Origin of the sequence: Ketobacter sp. MCCC 1A13808 (assembly GCF_009746715.1) — a bacterium.
Taxonomy (GTDB): domain Bacteria; phylum Pseudomonadota; class Gammaproteobacteria; order Pseudomonadales; family Ketobacteraceae; genus Ketobacter.
In genome coordinates, this window is sequence record NZ_VRKW01000005.1 from 250,196 (window position 1) to 269,662 (window position 19,467).

Consider the following 19,467-nt stretch of genomic DNA (forward strand, 5'->3'; position numbering starts at 1 on the left):
GATTGTCCCTAAAGAAAAGTACTGTGTTGCAAACGATTTATACTAAGTCCGTTATATCATTTTGTTTAAAATTGATGTCGGCTGCAATTCTATATATTGTCACAGTGATTGTTACCAGAAAGCTAGGAAAAAGCGAAAGTGGTATTTACTTCATCGGATATTCTTTAACAATTATTTCATGTGAGATAAGCCGGCTTGGATTGGATAATGTGCTACTTAAGCGTGTAGGTATTCATTCAGGAAATCAGTTGTGGGGAGGAGCTAATAGTTTATTAAAGACCACGATGAGGATGGTTGTTTTTCCGTCGTGTATAGTTGGTGGGTTAATTTGGCTGTTTTCATTTGAAATAGCTGCAAATATATTTTCTGAGCCCGAGTTGTCTAGTACTTTAAGCTATTTCAGTCTTAGCATTCCTTTCTTAGCCGCATTAACTCTGCTTTGTATTGCTTTTCAAGGAGCGAGCCATACGTTTTCTTCAATAATACTTTCGTCAATCATGCCTCCAGGAATTTTGGGTATAGCGCTTTTAGTACTTCCCATTAAAACTTCTGAGCAAACTACTATTGTTTACTCTTTCTCCATTATATTCACATTTGTCGTGTCGTACTTAGGCTGGATAAAAGCTGTCCCCCGCGGGCTAGAGTCGAAAAGCATCTCTGTTAAAACACTATTGAATGAATCTTTCCCCCTTCTTTGGGTTGCAGTTATGTCCCAGGGGTTAAGTATTGGCACAATAATTATTTTGGGAATTATAGAAGGAGCCGATGAGGTTTCTCAGTTTGTTACTGCACAAAGAGTTTCTCTAATTATCAGTTTCACTTTAGTCGCAGTTAATGTTGCCTACGCTCCTAGATACGCTCAGTTGTACTCTGAGAGCAATTTGAGTGGTATCAAATCGCTTTCGTATAGTAGTACTAAATTTATGCTCTTGTTATCGATCCCTATTTTTCTGGTCCTCTCGGTCTTCCCGAAATATGTTATGAGTGTTTTTGGGCCAGAGTTTGCTCATTCTAGTCATGTCTTAGTTATATTATGCTTTGCTCAAATGGTTAACGTTATGACCGGGTCTGTAGGAATTCTGCTGGCAATGACTAATCATCAGATCGTGTTAAGGAATGCAGTAAGTGTGACTGGAATATTTTCGTTGCTATTAGTTTGTATCTTAAGTTATGCGTTCGGTCTGACAGGCGCAGCGATAGCCTCCAGCCTAGGATTAGCGGCGCAAAATTTATTTTTGGTAATTATAGTCAAAAGAAATCTAGGAATTAATACTATAACCTTTTGGAAATAATCCATAGAATTTTATAGAAGACATTATGAAAATCATTGCGAACTCTCTACCGAAATCTGGGACCCATTTGCTCGTAAATATTTTAGAGCTGCTTGATTTTAAGGATAGCAAAATACATTTTAGCGCCAGCATGGTCCGTAGAAATTCTAGATTTTTCGTTAAAAATATTCTTATATCTAGACGATTAGATGATGCTGGAATTCGCTTGGATATAGATAACCCAAGTTTGAAAATAAATAAAGACTGGTTTAATCGTTTGTTAGATAGCGTGAATTATAATAGTTTTTCGGAAGGGCATTTACCTTGGTCAGCAGAGCTGGTAAGTGCGCTGCATAAAAAAGGGTTTAAAATTATACATATAACAAGAGACCCTAGGGATGTCGCTCTTTCGCATATGAATCATGTGGGAAAATTCAAAAACTATCCCTTAAATAAGAAATTTAGGACTTTGAATCAGACGCAAAAATTATGTCAAATCCTATACGGGGTGAAAAATGGGGAAACTTACATAATTTCACCGTTAAAAAACAGAATTGAAGAATCGCTAGGATGGATTAATCAGGAGAATATTTGTAGTGTTAAGTTTGAAGATATTATTGGCGAGCAAGGTGGCGGATCAATTGAAAACCAGAGGGCCTCGCTTCGAAAGATAACTGATTACCTTGCTATTGATATTTCAAATAGAAAGTTGAATGAAATCGCAGCTAATATTTATTCGCCAAATGCTGAAACATTTCATAAAGGAAAAATAGGCTTGTGGCAGTCCGTGTTTACTGATGCGGAAAAAGAGTTGTTGTTAGAATCTGTTGGCTCTTTTCTAGAGAGGGGGGCAGAATTTGATCGATGATCTCGTGGCTAAAGTTAGCAAAATTAGATTTAGGCATACTAAACTCATATTCAAGGGCATATACATGGCATTTTATTTCTTGTCGTTTCGTGCCCTTTTTAAAAAGCTTACCGTTACATCTTATATTTCACCTTTTGCAAAAATATATCACAAAAGGAATGTTTCTGTAGGAAATCGCTTCGATATAAAGTCTGGCAGCTCAATTTCAGGAAAGTGTTTCAAATGTGAAGATATGGTGAGCATAGGGCATGGATGTCACTTGTTTGGTGATATTTCTATTGGGAGCCACGTACGCTTAGCACCTAATACTTGCCTAATTAGTGACTACTACGGTATAAAAAAAGGCCTGATCATTTTTTCCCAACCCGGTGTGAGTAAAGGGAGGATTGTCATAGGAAGCGATGTATGGATTGGCGCAAATTGCGTCGTTTTAAGCGGTGTTGAAATTGGAAATGGAGCAGTGATTGGAGCTGGTTCTGTTGTAACAAAAGATATTCCTTGCTATGCAATTGCGGTCGGCAATCCTGCGGCTCCCATAAAGTACAGAGAATAAAAATGATAATTTTACAATTGAACGGTGGGTTGGGTAATCAATTGTTTCAATACGCAGCTGCTTTAGCTGCATCTAAGAAATATCATAGGCCAATACTCATAGAAACATCCATGTTGCAAACGGATAGCTTGCGAAATCTTGAAATTGATAAATTAAGTATCCCTGGATTGGCAGCTTACAAGCATGATAACTCGCTTTTTGAATGCATCTTAAAGTTTAAAGTGCTGAAGAAAGTGATGTTTTATTTTTCAAGAATATTCCATCTTAAATTTGTTTATGTGGAGCATTCATTTAATTACGATCCGAATTTTTTTAGAGCCATAAAAGAGACTAAAACCATATTTCTTTTCGGCTACTTTCAAAGTTATCGCTATTTCACTAGGATCAGGCGAGAACTTAGGGCTTCGTTTTTGCCTAATAAAATTTCTGACATTTCGAAGCCTCTGCAAAAAGAGATACAGGAGAGCATGTCAGTTTCATTGCATGTTCGACGTGGCGACTACGTTTCGTCGAAAGAAACTAATGATTTTCATGGTGTCTGCTCTTTAGAATATTACGATGCAGCAATTAGTTATATTCAGAATAATGTCTTAAACCCAACTATCTATGTGTTTTCGGATGATTTGGATTGGGTCCAAAATAATATGCAGATACCATGCTCGCACGTTTTTGTCGATCATGCTTTTTCAAATAATCATTTTGATGATTTTTCACTAATGATGGCTTGCAAACATAACATAATTGCTAACAGTAGCTTTAGTTGGTGGGCCGCTTGGTTGAACGATTACCCTGAAAAAATTGTGATTTGCCCGGATAAGTGGTTTGCTTCCAAAAAAATAGTAACAACTGATCTTATTCCTGAAAAATGGGTTAGTATTTGACGTATGGTTTTACTTAAAAAGCCTACTATTCAGCTGGTTTTTTTTCTCTTTTTATTTTCTGCTTTTGTACAGTATAAGCTGTTTGATATTGGTGGCTATTCTGTAAGAGGTTACTATTTATTATCTCCTATCTTAGCGCTTCTTTTATTTAGGTACGATTTTTCTCACCTAAGAAATGTAGAAACTCTTTACTTTGTTTTGTTGTTTGCATCTTGTTTACATTCATTTCATGTCGGGGGTTTAAATAGCTATATACTTCTAACCTGTATTTCATTTTTATGCTTTTTTATAGGTCAAATTATATTCGAGACCTTGTCTGAGCCGGAAGTGAGAAATATATTTATACTATGTGCAATATCAATTCTATCATTGATATTGATTAGAACATTTTTCACATTGTCCTGGTTGTACGACAGTTTATCTAATCGATACTTGTTAACAGATTACTATTTTATTGCACCGGGTGGATGGAATATAGAAGTTACTCATCTCGGCTATTTAATGCTTGTGTTGAGAAAAACAAGGTATTTCAGACTATTATTTGTCACCTGTCTTGTTCTATCGTTGATATATCAAAGCAGGGCGGGAATGCTTTTCCTTTTCTTTTCGCTAGCTTTAAAGCCTAATCTAAAACTGAATTTTAACTCTATTGCATATTTTCTATTGTTTATCTTCGCTTTCAGCATTCTTAGCTTTGTGCTAGTTAAATATGGAGGCGGCGATACAGTATTAGACAGGTTTGTCGATATAGATTATGAAGTTTCCAATTATGAAAAAGGCTTAGGCAGGCTTGTTCTTATTGACGCTTCTATTGAATTGTTAAAGTTGGATTTGTTTGGCTATGGAGTCGGGCTGGGTATGGAATATGCGCAGAGAATTTACGGTGACATACAGGATGCGAATTTCCATAATATTTACCTGCAGATAAGTATTGAGTCTGGTATTCAGGCGCTATTAGTCTTTCTTGTTATTGTTTCTAGAATATTTACACGTTGTCGAAGTTCCAATTTTAACAACGGATATGCAAATGCGGCTCTTTGTTATGCGATTACTGGATTGTTCCAGTTCAACAGTTATGATCCGGTCGGCTGGCTCTTGATAGGCCTTAGCCTGGGTAATCATAGAAATATGATTAGAAGTTTCCGTCCAGGGATTTCCGGTAATTCGAAGTTATCAGATAACTCGGTGTATTCTTGATCCTGAGTGGCGTTTGATGAAAAATCTTGGTGATGGGAAGCAAAAGTTGATCAAATTTTCAGTGCTTATATCCGTCTATCATGGCGATAATCCAGAACATTTTGATGTGGCGATGAATAGCGTTACCTTCGACCAGACACTGCTTCCCAATGAGATCGTTTTGGTCGTAGATGGCCCTGTATCGACGGAAACTAACGCTATAATTACGAAGTGGGAGAGGAATTCCTTCGTTGATTGTACTGTTGTACGCTCTCCGATCAATGTTGGTCTGTCCAGTGCGTTAAACCTAGGCTTATCTGAGTGTCGGTACGAGTATGTTGCCCGAATGGATAGTGATGACATTTCTTTGCCACATAGATTTGAACTTCAGGTTGAATACCTGTCATTAAATCCTAATGTTGCTTTGCTTGGTGCTTGGTATAAGCAATTTGACAAAAATATGATCAATTGTATCACCGACCGTAAAGTTCCAATCACTCCTAGAGCGATATCTAGTTACGCGCAGTCTCGAACCCCTTTTAACCATGTGACCGCCATATTTAAAAAATCAAACATTCTTTCTGTTGGTGGATATCCGAAAATTGCTGGTTATATGGAAGATTGGTGGATCGCATTATCGCTTTTGAAAAAGGGTATGAGAATTGAAAATATTCCCACCTATTTGGTTCACGTTAGGGGTGATGATGATTTTATGGAAAGGCGTGGTGGAATTAAATACGCCAGGATGGAGATTCATAATTTAGTACAGATGTACCGTAATGATCTGATAACATTGGGTAGATTGGTTTTAAATATTATAGTCCGCTTGATTGTACGTTTAATGCCTAGGACAATACGGACATTGACTTACACGGTAATTAGATCCTTTGTTAAGGTTGATGTTAATTGATATATGCTCGTCGTTCGAAAGTTAGTTGGCAGCCACTTTTGCGCCCGGTCTAATCCACGCAAGCAAGTCGTGCTTGCTCCCTTATGTGTTCCATTCAGTTTTTGATTCATGCATATACCTAGCAATGTTTTTTAGCCAGTGAAAAAATTTAATCTATACTATTCCCCATTGAGCGAGAATTATATCTGTGAGAGTGAGCATTATTATTTTTAATACGTGTTCCTCGTCATCTTATGGGAAGGGGGGTTAAGATAACAGTATGAGAAGGGGCTTTTTAAGAGAGCACTACTGGTTGATTGTGTTGCTTCAACGCATTATCGACATATCCGTTATCGTGCTCTCCGCGCAAATAGCTTTCGATCTAACATTTGGCTACATTCTTGGTCCGGCGAGCCATGTTCCTGATTATTCTTCACTTCTACTCTCAAGCGTGGTTCTCGCTATTGTTGTGTTTACACGTTTCGATGTATATCGTCCATGGAGAGGCGCGCCGAAAGGTAGAGAGATTAGGGTGCTGATGTCTGCCTGGGTAACGGTATTCGTAGTTCTTGCCTGCTTCGGATTCGCTACTAAAATTGGGGACCAGTATTCAAGGATTTGGGTTGGGTTGTGGCTAATACTGGGTGCAGTCTTGCTGGTTGTTTGTCGAATAGTTCAGCGATATATTATCGACTCTTTAAGATCCAACGGTTTTAACCAAAGACATATCGCGATAGTAGGAGATGGAAAGCTCGGTGAGGATGTCTATCGTCGAGTTTCAGATTTGAATGAATTGGGTTTCCAGGTTCGAGGATATTTTCAACCCGGTAGGCCAGGACCGGCCAGATTTATATCCGATGATATTGAAGCTGGTTCATTGAAAGATTTTTTTGACTTTATTCGAAACGAGCAGGTGGATCAGGTCTGGATCGCGATGCCCTTCAATCGGATAAATCAGATTCGCAAGGTTTTATCTGGTCTGCAGCATTCAACGGTTGATATTCGATTGGTTTCAGATATGTTCGGTTTTCAGTTTATGAACCAGACGATCAATAATATTGCCGGATTGCCGGTTGTCGATTTGTCTGTAAGTCCTATGAGTGGCTTTAATTGGTTCCTAAAAGCTTTTGAAGATAGATTATTAGCATTGCTGATTCTTCTTACTGTAAGCCCTTTGATGCTACTTCTAGCTATAGGTGTCAAAATGACCTCGACTGGCCCGATAATCTATCGTCAGGAAAGGCTCAGCTGGAATGGCAAACCATTCAAAATGTATAAATTTCGTTCGATGCCTGTCGATGTTGAAGGCTGTTCAGGTGCTGTCTGGGCCAAAATGGGAGAATGTAGAGCAACTGCATTCGGTACTTTCCTTCGCAAAACCAGTTTGGATGAGCTGCCTCAGTTTTGGAATGTCTTAATGGGTGATATGTCTATCGTTGGTCCCCGCCCTGAACGGCCAGTTTTTGTAGAGAAATTTAAGCGGGAGATTCCAGGTTATATGCAGAAGCACCTCGTGAAAGCCGGTATTACTGGGTGGGCACAGGTGAACGGGTGGAGAGGTGATACAGATTTGAATAAGCGGATAGAATACGACCTGTTTTACATTAATAACTGGTCTTTATTTCTTGACTTGAAAATCATATGGTTGACTTTATTTAAAGGTTTTATGAATAAGAACGCCTATTAGTAAAATAGGATTTTACATCCTATTTATAAACCTCAGTTGATAGATTTAGATATCCATTCATTGTCGGAATTAGTAAAGTTGTCCTGAGCACATTGCAGCGCGCCATTCTAATTTAGCGCGCTGTGATAATTATCGATTACTAAGCCTTATTTACTCAATAATCCCGCGCCCCTTCAAAAGCGCCACCATCTCATCAACGCAAGCATCCAATTCTTGCGTAGTATCCAGCTTGATCTCAGGGTTCTCCGGAGCCTCATAAGGTGAATCAATCCCGGTAAAATTCGGAATCTCACCTGAACGAGCCCGCTTATACAGTCCCTTCACATCGCGGTCTTCACATACATCCAGTGACGCGGTGCAATACACTTCCAGAAAATCACCTTCCTCAAACAATTCGCGAACTTTTTCACGGTCACTGCGGAAAGGGGAGATAAAGGAACAAAGTACAACGGTGCCTGCATCCACAAACAGTTTGGCAACTTCGCCTACGCGGCGGATGTTTTCAACCCGGTCGATATCGCTAAAGCCTAAGTCTTTACATAGGCCGTGACGGACGTTGTCGCCGTCCAATACATAGATTTTGCAGCCCATGCCTGCCAGGCGTTTTTCCAGGTTGTGGGCAACAGTGGTTTTACCTGCACCGGATAATCCGGTGAACCACAGGGCGGCACTTTTGTGGCCATTCAGTTTCTCGCGGTCAGCTCGGCCGATCTGGCCATCCTGGAAATACACGTTCTCAGTCATGGGGGATACTCTCTTTGATTTAGGATCTGGTCTATTTAGGCGCCCAATTTAACCAGATTTGTATATCGGATGACACAGCTATTAACCATATTAAGTACTTTATTACGATTGGTAATAAGGCTGTGATCGGGTAGGGCGTAGGGTGGGAGTAAAGCGGTGGTAATCAGGTCGAAATGATGGGGGAACCGGCTTTTTTAAACCGAAGCGGAGCTTTAGGCGAAAAAAAAGGAAGCATAGAACAGCTTCCTTTCTTAAATATGGCTCCACAGGCAGGGCTCGAACCTGCGACCCAGCGGTTAACAGCCGCTTGCTCTACCAACTGAGCTACTGTGGATCAGCAATTTAGGCCGCGTATGTTAATGACACTCAGATACCAGGTCAACTACTTTTTTCTACAATTTTAACAAGGGCTTATGATTACCTATTGCATTAGCAAAGCAACGCACTATAGTGTCGGGTTTGTAGCGATGTGCCATTTGTATATCTAGGGGGTATCACCTTGTCTATCGACCAAGCGTCTGCTCAGGATTTGCAAGCCCAGCTGGCTGATCTGGAAAAACAGTATAATGCGTTTGAAGCGGCTAACCTGAGCCTGGATTTGACCCGTGGGAAACCCAATTCCGCGCAACTGGATTTGTCGAATTCTATGGATGGCATTTTGAATAGTGCCTATGTGACCCGGGCCGGTGAAGATTGCCGGAATTACGGTGGTCTGGACGGGCTTGCGGAAGCCAAAGAGTTGTTTTCCAAAGTGTTAGGGGTGAGCCCCCAGGAAACATTGATTGGTGGTAATGCCAGTCTGACGTTGATGTTCCAGACCCTCGCATTTGCGCATTTGTTCGGAGTGCGTGGTGCTGACAGTGCCTGGATTAAAGAGGGTGTCGTGAAGTTCTTGTGCCCCGTGCCTGGCTATGATCGTCATTTTAGTGTGTGTGAAGAGCTGGGGATTGAGATGATTCCGGTGGCCATGACTGATCAGGGCCCCGACATGGATCAGGTGGAAGCACTGGTGAAAGCCGACAGTGCAATCAAGGGCATCTGGTGCGTGCCCCGATTTTCCAATCCAACCGGCATTGTGTATAGCGATGACGTGGTCGATCGGATAGCGCAATTAGGCAAGATCGCGGGTGCCCATTTCCGAGTTATGTGGGACAACGCCTATGCTGTCCATGCTTTGCACCGGGAAGCACCCGAATTGGCCAATATAATGGATGCCGCGCGCCGTTATGGCACCGAAGATTCCGTTATCATCTTTGGCTCCACTTCAAAAATCACGTTCGCCGGTGCCGGTCTGGCTTTTATGGGTACTTCGGAAGAAAACCTGAAGTACTTTAAAAAGCACCTCGGAATGGTGACGATTGGACCTGATAAGGTGAATCAACTACGTCACGTGAAGTTCTTCGGGGATTTTGACGGTTTAATGACGCATATGGATAAACATGCCGAATTACTGAAGCCCCGCTTTGACGCGGTTTTGCAGCATCTTGAGGACGGCCTGAAGGGGTCGGACATGGGTGGCTGGACTGTGCCGGAAGGCGGATATTTCATATCGTTCGATTGCTTGCCCGGTTTGGCCAAAGAAATCATTGCCTTGGCCGCTGCTGTTGGGGTGAAGTTAACGCCTGCGGGTGCAACATTTCCCTATGGGCTTGATCCGGAAGACAAGAATATTCGGCTCGCACCCAGCTTTCCTGCTTTGTCCGATATCAATAAAACCATGGAAGTGTTCGTGGTGTGCGTGAAACTCGCGTCAATCAGGTTGAAACTGCAAGCTGAATAGCGTTTGCAGATCATTCTGATCACCGTCGTAAAAGGCCTGTGCTCCCTTCGTGTTGACAGGCCTTTTTTATTTTTTGCAACAGGCTTTGTGTTATATTCAAAGCATCTATGAGACTAACCCGCGCTAGAAGGTAGCCCTATGATTCCAGTAGTACTCTCAGGTGGAAGTGGTTCAAGATTGTGGCCTCTTTCCCGATCTTCTCATCCCAAACAGTTTCTGCCGCTTTGTTCTGATCAGTCAATGGTTCAGGAAACCCTGACTAGGCTTTCGCGATCGGTTGCCAGCCAAAGCCCGATTTTTGTGACGGCAGAAGATCAGCGCTTTTTGTTGGCTGAACAGATTCGTAGTCTTGGTGTTAGTGATTCCAGAATTATACTTGAACCCGCTCGACGCAATACCGCTCCGGCCATTGCGCTGGCTTGCTTATGCGCCTTGGAGCAAGATCCTGAAGCCGTGGTGTTAGTCCTTCCTTCTGATCATCACATTAAAGACCAGCCTGCCTTTCATGAGGCGCTGGCGTTAGCTAATGCCGCCGCACTGGAAGGCAAGCTGGTTACGTTCGGGATCGTACCGAGCAAGCCTGAAACCGGGTACGGTTACATCAAAGTGGGTAACCAGAAATCAGGGCCCTCTCGCCCGATAGCCGCTTTTGTTGAAAAACCGGACTTTGAAACCGCTAAACAATACGTGGCTGATGACCACTATTACTGGAATAGCGGGATGTTTGCTTTTCGTGCCGACTTATACCTGAGTGAATTGGCCAAGTTTAATCCTGATATGATAGCGGCCTGCAGAGCCGCGTGGCAGAACAAGTCCCTGGATCTGGATTTTGTGCGTATCGGTACCGATGACTTTTTGAAAAGCCCGGAAGATTCGATTGATTACGCCGTCATGGAAAAAACCGATAAAGGTGTCGTCATTCCGCTGGATGCCGGCTGGTCGGATGTGGGGTCTTGGCAGTCCTTGTGGGAAGTGAAGGAGGGCGATGAGTTTGGGAATGTGTTTGAGGGGGATGTACTGGCATTGGACACAGAGAACTCAATGGCTATTTCCCAGAGTCGGTTGGTGTCCTTATTGGGCGTAAAGAACATAGCCGTTATCGAAACCCGTGATGCAGTATTGGTCGCGGATATTGATCAGGTCCAGCGGGTCAAGAATATCGTTAAAACCATCGAAGAATCCGGGCGCACCGAACATGAATTTCACCGTGAAGTGCACCGGCCTTGGGGTAAGTTCGATTCCGTGGATGCCGGTGGCCGTTACCAGGTGAAGCGAATCACCGTTAAGCCGGGCGCGCGGTTATCCACCCAGTTACATCATCACCGTGCCGAACATTGGGTCGTCGTGCAGGGGACTGCGAAAGTTAGGCGTGGTGACGAAACAGTCATGATCAGTGAAAATGAGTCCGTTTATATCCCGCTTGGTGAGGTGCACTCGCTGGAGAATCCGGGCAAAATTATGCTGGAAATCATTGAAATTCAGACCGGCGCGTATTTGGGCGAAGATGATATTATTCGCCTGGATGATACTTACGGCCGGGGTAATAACGATTAGACTCCCCTTATAGGTAACAGTGCGCAAATTCAAAGTTCATTCAAAGTACCAGCCGGCGGGCGATCAGCCCACCGCCATAGCCAGTCTGGTGGAAGGCCTTAATGATGGGCTTTCTCATCAGACGCTGTTGGGGGTCACCGGTTCCGGTAAAACCTTTACTATCGCCAATGTGGTGGAGCAGATTCAGCGGCCGACAATGGTCATGGCCCACAACAAGACGCTGGCAGCTCAATTGTACGGCGAGTTTAAAGAGTTTTTCCCTGATAACGCTGTTGAATATTTCGTTTCTTATTACGATTATTATCAGCCGGAAGCCTATGTGCCTTCATCCGATACCTTTATAGATAAAGACTCCTCGGTTAACGAGCATATTGAGCAAATGCGGTTGTCTGCTACGAAAGCGTTGCTGGAGCGGCAAGATGTGTTAATTGTTGCAACGGTGTCCGCGATCTATGGTTTGGGTGATCCGGGGAGTTACCTGAAAATGGTCTTGCACCTGGACCGTGGTGATCCGATTGATCAGCGCACGATTCTGCGTCGATTGGCGGAGCTACAATACACCCGTAACGACACGGATTTTTATCGTGCGAATTATCGCGTGCGTGGAGAAATCATCGATGTGTTTCCCGCGGAATCTGAGCGAGAAGCGCTGCGAATCGAGTTGTTTGATGACGAAATAGAGAACCTGTCCTTGTTTGATCCGCTGACAGGAGAGGTGTTGCAGCGCTTACCTCGTTATACGATCTATCCTAAATCCCATTATGTTACTCCCCGCGAAACCGTGGTGGGCGCGATCGATAATATCAAAACCGAGTTACATGATCGGTTGGCGTTCTTCAGTAACGAAAGTAAATTGGTGGAGCACCAGCGTCTAGGGGAACGTACCCGTTATGATCTGGAAATGATGCAGGAGCTGGGGTATTGCACCGGAATAGAAAACTATTCCCGTTATCTCTCAGGGCGTGGTGCCGGAGAACCACCTCCGACGCTGTTTGATTATCTGCCCGATAATGCGCTTGTGGTAATCGATGAATCCCATGCGACGGTGCCCCAGATAGGCGCCATGTATAAAGGTGACAGGTCGCGCAAAGAAACACTGGTTCAGTATGGGTTTCGTTTGCCCTCTGCTTTGGATAACCGGCCCCTGCAGTTTGAAGAATGGGAGGCCTTATGTCCGCAAACGATTTTTGTTTCCGCTACACCGGGCAATTACGAGGCGGAGCACCAGCAGGCCGTTATCGAGCAGATTGTGCGGCCCACCGGTTTGGTCGATCCACAGATAGAGATTTTGCCCGCTACCACACAGGTGGAAGATTTGTTATCTCAAATCTCTGCGACCATTGCCAAACAAGAGCGGGTCCTGGTAACCACCTTAACCAAGCGCATGGCAGAAGATTTGACGGATTACCTGGCTGAGCACGGAGTACGTGTACGCTATCTGCACTCGGATATTGATACCGTGGAGCGGGTAGAAATTATCCGGGATTTACGCTTAGGCGAGTTTGATGTGCTGGTGGGCATTAATCTGTTGCGCGAAGGTCTGGATATGCCGGAAGTCTCTTTGGTGGCAATTCTGGATGCCGATAAAGAGGGCTTCCTGCGTTCTGAGCGTTCCCTGATTCAGACTATCGGACGCGCAGCCCGGAATCTGAACGGGCGGGCCATACTCTATGCAGACAAGATAACCAATTCTATGCGCAAGGCGATGGACGAAACAGAGCGTCGCCGCAACAAGCAGACGGAGTTCAACAAAGCGAACGGCATTACCCCCGCCGGGATCAGAAAATCCGTTGAGGATATTATGGAGGGTGCTCGTGCGCCGGGCGGTAATCGTAAAAATCTGCGGAAAGTGGCTGACCGGAGCGGTGAATATAAAGTGGATATTGCCTCGATGGAGCCGCGTCAGGTAGCGGCAATGATCAAGGAGCTTGAGCAAAAGATGTTTAAGAGTGCGAAAAGCCTGGAATTTGAAGAAGCCGCCCGTATCCGTGATGAAGTTCAGCGATTGAAGGATCTAGCCTTTATCCAATAGTTAGGCAGGGTAGGTAGCTATGCTATGATTCTGCATCTACGAGCTAGTATTAATATTGAAGTACAACGAACTATTTGAATAGCGAGGAACGCATCTTATGAAAGTTCTGGTGACCGGAGCGGCTGGATTTATCGGTTCCACTCTTTCCCACAAATTGTTGGATAGAGGCGATGAGGTTATTGGTCTGGATAACCTGAATGACTACTATGATGTGTCATTGAAAGAGGCAAGATTAAAGCGGCTTCAGGATCGCAATGGATTCACCTTTGTTAAAGCATCGCTGGAAGACCGGTCTGCAGTGGAACAGATGTTCAAGAAAGAACAGCCTCAAAAGGTGGTCAATCTGGCGGCTCAGGCGGGTGTGCGCTATTCCATTATTAACCCCTACGCCTACATTGAGGCGAATGTGGTTGGGTTTATAAACATTCTGGAAAATTGCCGTAACAACAAGGTTGAGCATCTGGTTTATGCATCCACCAGCTCTGTGTATGGCTCCAATACAAATATGCCGTTTTCGGTGCACGACAATGTGGATCATCCGGTGTCTCTTTATGCGGCCACAAAAAAGTCCAACGAACTGATGGCCCATACTTACAGCCACCTGTTTAATTTACCAACAACCGGATTGCGATTTTTTACGGTTTATGGTCCCTGGGGCCGTCCGGATATGGCTTTGTTTCTGTTCACCAAAGCGATTCTGGAAGGTAAGCCCATTGACGTCTTTAATTACGGCAATCATCGGCGCGATTTCACCTATGTGGATGACATCGTGGAAGGGGTGGTCCGCACGCTGGATAATGTAGCGGTGCCTAATCCGAACTGGACCGGTGACAAGCCCGACTCGGCAACCAGTAAGGGGCCATATCGCCTATATAATATAGGTAGCAATCAGCCAATTGAACTATTGCGCTACATCGAAGTGTTGGAAGAGTGTCTTGGCAAAAAAGCTGAGAAAAATCTGCTACCTATGCAACCTGGTGACGTACCGGATACTTATGCCGATGTAGATGATCTGGTCACTGATATGGGGTATCGTCCGGATACGCCGATAGAGACCGGCGTTAAGAACTTTGTAGATTGGTACAAGGACTTCTATCAAGTCTGATTTTTGAAATCTTGACTTGCACTTAGCGGAGCGCAGTGGTATTTTTGCGCGCCTAACTGTAACAGGCATGTAGCTCAGTTGGTTAGAGCACCACCTTGACATGGTGGGGGTCGTTGGTTCGAATCCGATCATGCCTACCAAATTCTATTAACGGGCCAGGAGGAATACCTATTAAGCAGCGCAGCAAACGCCCCGTATCCACATCGAAAAAAAATCGCATCAACGATGATATAACCTGTACTGAGGTTAGGTTGGTAGCGGCAGACGGAGAGCAAATAGGGATTGTTGACATCGCGAAGGCAATGGCTGTTGCCGCGGAGTCAGAATTGGATTTAGTTGAAATCGCTCCCGATGCTGAGCCACCGGTTTGTCGGATCATGGATTATGGTAAGCACATCTTCGAAGAGAAGAAGCGCCAAGCTGAAGCCCGTAAGAAGCAGAAACAGACCCAGGTGAAAGAAATCAAAATTCGCCCGGGAACTGAGGATGGGGACTACCAGGTAAAACTTCGCAACCTGAAACGGTTCCTTGAAGACGGTGACAAAACCAAGATTACCTTGCGTTTTCGTGGTCGTGAAATGGCGCACCAGGAGTTAGGAATGGAGATGATGAAACGCATCGAAGCCGACCTCGCTGAAATGGGTGCCGTGGAGCAGATCCCGAAAATGGAAGGCCGTCAAATGACTATGGTTATTGCACCGAAAAAGAAAAAATAAGCTTTCGCTTAAGCTTGTTTTTATACTATTTACTTTATATGCAGCAATGCGGAGCATATTATGCCAAAAATGAAAACCAACCGTGGGGCTTACAAGCGTTTTAAAAAAACCGCCAACGGTTTCAAGCGAAAACAAGCCTTCAAACGTCATATTCTGACCAAAAAGAATTCCAAGCGGATTCGTCAGTTGCGACCCATGTCCATGGTGCATAAGTCCGATGTGGCTTTGGTTGCACGCATGATGCCTTACGTGTAAGGCTGGATCAGGAATTTGGAGGTTTAAACAATGCCTAGAGTTAAACGCGGTGTAACCGCATCTCGTCGTCACAAAAAGATCCTGAAGCAGGCCAAAGGTTATTATGGTGCTCGCAGTCGCGTATTGCGCGTTGCCAAGCAAGCCGTAACCAAAGCCGGGCAATACGCTTACCGCGACCGTCGTCAGCGCAAGCGCCAGTTCCGTCAACTATGGATCACTCGTATTAATGCCGCAGCCCGCATGAACGGTTTGTCTTACAGTCGTTTCATTAACGGACTGAAAAAAGCGTCAGTGGAAGTGGATCGTAAAATCCTGGCTGATATCGCCGTCCATGATCAGGCAACGTTTGCCGCGTTAGCAGAGAAGGCGAAGGCCAGTCTTTCCAGCTAAACGCAGCGGATGAGTCACCGTCACATCGAGGTGACAAATCAAGCATAGAATAGGGGAAGGGCTTCGGCTCTTCCCCTTTTTTTTATTTTTTGGGAATCGTCATGGAACACCTGCAAAGCATTCAACAGCAAGCATTAGCTGAAATAGAAAGCGCCGACTCGGTCGCTCAATTGGATCAGGTCCGGGTTCAATATCTGGGCAAGAAAGGGCTGATTACCAGTCAGCTAAAAACGTTAGGTACGCTGGCGCCGGATCAAAGAAAAGCGGCAGGTGCAGAGATTAACCAGGTAAAAGAGCAGGTGCAAACCGCGATAAAAGCCCGCCAGGATGCTCTGGCTGAAAAAGCGTTGTTGGAGCAGCTTGCCAGTGAACAGGTGGATGTCACCTTGCCGGGCAGGAATTCGGGCGCGGGCGGATTGCACCCGGTGAGCCGAACTCTGGAGCGGGTTGAGTCCTTTTTTGCATCCATGGGCTTCGAAGTGAAAGACGGCCCGGAGATCGAAGATGATTTCCATAATTTTGAGGCTTTGAACATACCGGGACATCATCCGGCTCGCGCGATGCACGATACCTTTTATTTCGACGCAGGAACCCTGCTGCGTACACATACCTCGCCGGTGCAGATTCGAACCATGGAAAACAGTGAGGCCCCGTACCGGATCATTTGTCCGGGACGTGTTTATCGTTGCGACTCCGACTTAACCCACACTCCGATGTTTCACCAGATAGAGGGGTTGTTGGTGGATACCAATATAACCTTTGCTGATCTGAAAGGCATTCTGGCGGCCTTTCTTCGTGATTTCTTTGAAAAAGATCTGGATGTGCGGTTTCGGCCTTCTTACTTTCCGTTTACAGAGCCGTCTGCCGAAATGGATATCCAGTGTGTTATGTGCGAAGGCAATGGGTGCCGGGTTTGCAGTCATACTGGCTGGCTCGAGATCCTGGGTTGCGGCATGGTGCACCCGAAAGTATTTGAGCACGTTAAAGTGGATTCAGAAAAGTACACCGGTTTTGCTTTCGGTATCGGTATCGAACGCCTCACGATGTTGCGATACGGCGTCAATGATTTGCGTTTGTTTTTTGAAAATGACCTGAAGTTTCTCAGGCAATTTCGTTAGCAGGTCAATGGAAAGAAGACGATATTAACCGACGCAAATTAAGTAAAAGAATCAGGGGAAAATAGACATGCGCTTCAGTGAAAAGTGGCTCCGTGAGTGGGTTAACCCGGCGTTAAGTACTGACGAGCTGGTGGCTCAGATAACCATGGCAGGTTTGGAAGTGGACAGTGTTGAACCGGTCGCCGGTGAATTTAGCGGAGTCGTGGTAGCTGAAATTATCAGCACTGAACGGCACCCGGATGCAGCGAAGCTGCAGGTTTGCCTGGTGAATGCAGGGGACGCGGAACCATTGCAAATTGTGTGTGGCGCCTCTAATGCGCGCGCCGGAATAAAAATTCCCTGTGCTAAGATCGGCGCGGTATTACCTGGCGACTTTAAAATTAAACGTGCGAAATTGCGCGGTGTCGAATCGTTTGGCATGTTGTGCGCCGCCCAGGAGTTAGGCCTGGAAGAATCTTCCGACGGGCTAATGGAATTACCCGAAACGGCGCCAATAGGGCGCTCTATCGAAAGCTATCTGGCGTTGGATGACAAAGCAATCGACGTTGACCTGACGCCTAATCGAGGGGATTGTCTGGGCATTGCCGGTTTGGCGAGGGAAATTGGCGTGCTGAACCGGTGTGATGTTACTCCTGTGATTTGCAGGCCAGTAAAGCAAACCATTAATGACACTTTTAAAGTGGAAGTGGCCGCCGCACAGCAGTGTCCGCGTTATGTAGGCCGGGTGGTGCAGGGTGTCGACCTGATAAAGCCAACCCCGGTATGGATGGTAGAGCGGCTGCGACGCAGCGGTATCCGTTCGATTGACGCCGTGGTGGATGTGACAAATTACGTGTTGCTGGAATTAGGTCAACCGATGCACGCGTTCGATCTACACCAATTAAAGGGCGGTATTCACGTACGTATGGCAAACGAGGGTGAGCAGCTCACCTTGTTGGATGGTCAGACGATAACATTGGCTTCTGATGTATTGGTTATTGCGGATCAGGAACGTCCGTTAGCCATGGCGGGGGTGATGGGTGGTATAGGTTCCGGGGTCGGCAAATCAACTCGATCGATCTTCCTGGAAAGTGCATTCTTTGACCCTATTGCCATCGCAGGTAAAGCGCGTCGTTATGGACTGCATACTGATTCCTCCCATCGCTTTGAGCGCGGCGTTGATTTCGAGTTACAGCGTCACGCCATTGAGAGAGCAACTGCGTTGTTGCTGGATATCGTGGGTGGCGACGCCGGACCGTTGATCGAAGTCATGAGTGCCGAAAATATCCCGCACCTGCATTCCATTCAATTGCGTCGCGATCGAATCAATCGCATTTTGGGCTGTGACATACCGGATAACGACATTGAGGACATTCTCGGGCGCTTGGGGATGGATATGGTGTCCACGACAAACGGATGGCACATTGTACCGCCCAGCTACCGATTTGATATTCGCCTGGAAGTGGATCTAATCGAAGAATTGGGGCGGGTTTATGGTTACGATAACCTACCTACTTCCATGCCGATTCTGGATGCGTTTTCACCTCCCCGTGAAGAGTCTTTGATTCCCGTTTCACAGTTGAAAACTGTGTTGGTAGACCGTGGCTATCAGGAAGTGATTACCTATAGTTTTGTGGATAAAAAATACATTGAGCTGCTGACACCACAGCAACACTCGGTTGCGTTGGCCAATCCGATTTCAGCGGATATGTCTGAGATGCGCACTACGTTGTGGGCCGGTTTACTGAAAACGGCCAGTTATAATATTAATCGCCAACAACCTCGCTTGAAGCTTTTTGAACGGGGCTTAAATTTTCTGCAGGAGGAAACCGGGTTACAGCAAAAAGATTATCTGGCCGGTTTACTTTACGGTGGAGAGAGTGATGAAAGCTGGTTCGGAAAAGCCCGCCCGGTCGACTTCTACGATGCCAAGGGCGATGTAGAAGCGTTGTTGGCTTTGACCGGTGGAGAGCATGTTTATCGCTTTGAAAGTGGGGCTCATCCTGCTTTACATCCAGGCCAGACAGCTGTTATTAAGCGCGGTGATGAGGTGGTCGGATTCCTGGGCGCGTTGCATCCGAGCGTGCAGAAAAGCCTGGATTTACCACAGAAAGCTTTCCTATATGAGTTAGCTTTAGACGGAATTCGGTGCCGTAGCTTGCCCCAGTTCAAAGAATTGTCGAAATATCCGGAAGTTAGGCGCGATTTTGCAGTAATAGTTGATGAAAAGATTTCAGCACAGTCTATACTAAAAAATGTGCGCGAAATGGCTGGCGATTTGTTGACCGGACTCGTGCTGTTCGACGTCTACCAGGGTGATAATCTGGAAGCAGGCAAAAAGAGCATTGCTTTTGGAATCACGCTACAAGACCCGAACCGGACTTTGCAGGACGAAGACATCAACCCATTAGTGGAGCGGGTGGTTTCGCGCCTCAAAGAACTGTTCAATGTCACGTTGAGGGAATGAGG

The 19,467-nt window shown here is 45.3% G+C and carries 16 protein-coding genes, 2 tRNA genes and 1 pseudogene; 17 read left to right on the plus strand and 2 right to left on the minus strand.

Translation table 11 applies throughout. The features are described 5' to 3' along the window. The first annotated feature begins 23 nt into the window (after positions 1 to 23). The 7 genes and pseudogenes from FT643_RS12350 to FT643_RS12380 all read left to right on the plus strand — a co-directional run bounded on the left by FT643_RS12350 (position 24) and on the right by FT643_RS12380 (position 7,325). Positions 24 to 1,292 carry an MATE family efflux transporter gene (locus FT643_RS12350; protein WP_198043508.1) on the plus strand — a complete coding sequence of 423 codons (1,269 nt, stop codon included), beginning with the start codon at positions 24 to 26 and terminating at the stop codon, positions 1,290 to 1,292. Between the two features lie 25 nt (positions 1,293 to 1,317). After that, positions 1,318 to 2,139, plus strand: coding sequence for a sulfotransferase domain-containing protein (locus tag FT643_RS12355; RefSeq protein WP_156871705.1), 822 nt, complete (start codon positions 1,318 to 1,320; stop codon positions 2,137 to 2,139). Between the two features lie 376 nt (positions 2,140 to 2,515). Then, positions 2,516 to 2,665: pseudogene (locus tag FT643_RS24045) on the plus strand (DapH/DapD/GlmU-related protein); the annotation flags it as partial. A 29-nt stretch (positions 2,666 to 2,694) separates the two neighbouring features. Beyond that, the gene (locus FT643_RS12365; protein ID WP_156871707.1) at positions 2,695 to 3,573 is read left to right on the plus strand and encodes an alpha-1,2-fucosyltransferase; all 879 of its coding nucleotides are present in this window, start codon (positions 2,695 to 2,697) and stop codon (positions 3,571 to 3,573) included. Positions 3,574 to 4,074: 501 nt separating this feature from the next. Then, a complete protein-coding gene (locus tag FT643_RS23445) occupies positions 4,075 to 4,770 on the plus strand; it encodes an O-antigen ligase family protein (RefSeq protein WP_255473936.1) in 696 nt (231 codons plus the stop codon). 16 nt (positions 4,771 to 4,786) lie between these two features. After that, entirely contained in the window at positions 4,787 to 5,659 is an 873-nt protein-coding gene (locus FT643_RS12375) for a glycosyltransferase (protein ID WP_156871709.1), read from the plus strand. 259 nt (positions 5,660 to 5,918) lie between these two features. Continuing rightward, positions 5,919 to 7,325: an undecaprenyl-phosphate glucose phosphotransferase gene (locus FT643_RS12380; protein ID WP_156871710.1), complete on the plus strand. Its 1,407-nt coding sequence runs from the start codon at positions 5,919 to 5,921 to the stop codon at positions 7,323 to 7,325. A gap of 150 nt (positions 7,326 to 7,475) precedes the next feature. Here FT643_RS12380 and cysC read toward each other — a convergent pair whose 3' ends face one another. After that, positions 7,476 to 8,069 carry an adenylyl-sulfate kinase gene (gene cysC, locus FT643_RS12385; RefSeq protein WP_156871711.1) on the minus strand — a complete coding sequence of 198 codons (594 nt, stop codon included), beginning with the start codon at positions 8,067 to 8,069 and terminating at the stop codon, positions 7,476 to 7,478. 258 nt (positions 8,070 to 8,327) lie between these two features. Beyond that, positions 8,328 to 8,403: transfer RNA gene (locus FT643_RS12390), tRNA-Asn, on the minus strand. 165 nt (positions 8,404 to 8,568) lie between these two features. Here FT643_RS12390 and FT643_RS12395 point away from each other — a divergent pair. The 10 genes from FT643_RS12395 to pheT all read left to right on the plus strand — a co-directional run bounded on the left by FT643_RS12395 (position 8,569) and on the right by pheT (position 19,465). Then, positions 8,569 to 9,849 carry an aminotransferase class I/II-fold pyridoxal phosphate-dependent enzyme gene (locus FT643_RS12395; protein WP_156871712.1) on the plus strand — a complete coding sequence of 427 codons (1,281 nt, stop codon included), beginning with the start codon at positions 8,569 to 8,571 and terminating at the stop codon, positions 9,847 to 9,849. Between the two features lie 138 nt (positions 9,850 to 9,987). Further along, positions 9,988 to 11,403, plus strand: a complete 1,416-nt coding sequence (locus FT643_RS12400) for a mannose-1-phosphate guanylyltransferase/mannose-6-phosphate isomerase (RefSeq protein ID WP_156871713.1) — start codon at positions 9,988 to 9,990, stop codon at positions 11,401 to 11,403. Positions 11,404 to 11,422: 19 nt separating this feature from the next. Beyond that, positions 11,423 to 13,435, plus strand: coding sequence for an excinuclease ABC subunit UvrB (gene uvrB / locus FT643_RS12405; protein ID WP_317622014.1), 2,013 nt, complete (start codon positions 11,423 to 11,425; stop codon positions 13,433 to 13,435). A gap of 97 nt (positions 13,436 to 13,532) precedes the next feature. Then, entirely contained in the window at positions 13,533 to 14,540 is a 1,008-nt protein-coding gene (locus FT643_RS12410) for an NAD-dependent epimerase (RefSeq protein WP_156871714.1), read from the plus strand. Between the two features lie 63 nt (positions 14,541 to 14,603). Next, a tRNA-Val gene (locus FT643_RS12415) sits at positions 14,604 to 14,680 on the plus strand. A gap of 24 nt (positions 14,681 to 14,704) precedes the next feature. Further along, complete coding sequence (infC, locus tag FT643_RS12420; protein WP_411267812.1) at positions 14,705 to 15,256, plus strand: translation initiation factor IF-3; 552 nt, start codon at positions 14,705 to 14,707, stop codon at positions 15,254 to 15,256. Positions 15,257 to 15,316: 60 nt separating this feature from the next. Then, positions 15,317 to 15,511 carry a 50S ribosomal protein L35 gene (gene rpmI, locus FT643_RS12425; protein WP_156871716.1) on the plus strand — a complete coding sequence of 65 codons (195 nt, stop codon included), beginning with the start codon at positions 15,317 to 15,319 and terminating at the stop codon, positions 15,509 to 15,511. 30 nt (positions 15,512 to 15,541) lie between these two features. Then, positions 15,542 to 15,901: a 50S ribosomal protein L20 gene (rplT, locus tag FT643_RS12430; protein ID WP_156871717.1), complete on the plus strand. Its 360-nt coding sequence runs from the start codon at positions 15,542 to 15,544 to the stop codon at positions 15,899 to 15,901. Positions 15,902 to 16,002: 101 nt separating this feature from the next. After that, a complete protein-coding gene (gene pheS, locus FT643_RS12435) occupies positions 16,003 to 17,019 on the plus strand; it encodes a phenylalanine--tRNA ligase subunit alpha (RefSeq protein WP_156871718.1) in 1,017 nt (338 codons plus the stop codon). A gap of 67 nt (positions 17,020 to 17,086) precedes the next feature. Beyond that, the gene (pheT, locus tag FT643_RS12440) at positions 17,087 to 19,465 is read left to right on the plus strand and encodes a phenylalanine--tRNA ligase subunit beta (RefSeq protein WP_156871719.1); all 2,379 of its coding nucleotides are present in this window, start codon (positions 17,087 to 17,089) and stop codon (positions 19,463 to 19,465) included. Positions 19,466 to 19,467 lie beyond the last annotated feature (2 nt).

Excerpts from the sequence above, each read along its gene's own strand:
- FT643_RS12355 (WP_156871705.1), top strand. The coding sequence starts at position 1,318 with ATGAAAATCATTGCGAACTCTCTACCGAAATCTGGGACCCATTTGCTC.
- FT643_RS23445 (WP_255473936.1), top strand. The coding sequence starts at position 4,075 with ATGCTTGTGTTGAGAAAAACAAGGTATTTCAGACTATTATTTGTCACC.
- rpmI (WP_156871716.1), top strand. The coding sequence starts at position 15,317 with ATGCCAAAAATGAAAACCAACCGTGGGGCTTACAAGCGTTTTAAAAAA.
- FT643_RS12380 (WP_156871710.1), top strand. The coding sequence starts at position 5,919 with ATGAGAAGGGGCTTTTTAAGAGAGCACTACTGGTTGATTGTGTTGCTT.
- rplT (WP_156871717.1), top strand. The coding sequence starts at position 15,542 with ATGCCTAGAGTTAAACGCGGTGTAACCGCATCTCGTCGTCACAAAAAG.
- FT643_RS12375 (WP_156871709.1), top strand. The coding sequence starts at position 4,787 with ATGAAAAATCTTGGTGATGGGAAGCAAAAGTTGATCAAATTTTCAGTG.
- FT643_RS12410 (WP_156871714.1), top strand. The coding sequence starts at position 13,533 with ATGAAAGTTCTGGTGACCGGAGCGGCTGGATTTATCGGTTCCACTCTT.
- pheT (WP_156871719.1), top strand. The coding sequence starts at position 17,087 with ATGCGCTTCAGTGAAAAGTGGCTCCGTGAGTGGGTTAACCCGGCGTTA.
- FT643_RS12365 (WP_156871707.1), top strand. The coding sequence starts at position 2,695 with ATGATAATTTTACAATTGAACGGTGGGTTGGGTAATCAATTGTTTCAA.
- pheS (WP_156871718.1), top strand. The coding sequence starts at position 16,003 with ATGGAACACCTGCAAAGCATTCAACAGCAAGCATTAGCTGAAATAGAA.
- FT643_RS12400 (WP_156871713.1), top strand. The coding sequence starts at position 9,988 with ATGATTCCAGTAGTACTCTCAGGTGGAAGTGGTTCAAGATTGTGGCCT.
- cysC (WP_156871711.1), bottom strand. The coding sequence starts at position 8,069 with ATGACTGAGAACGTGTATTTCCAGGATGGCCAGATCGGCCGAGCTGAC.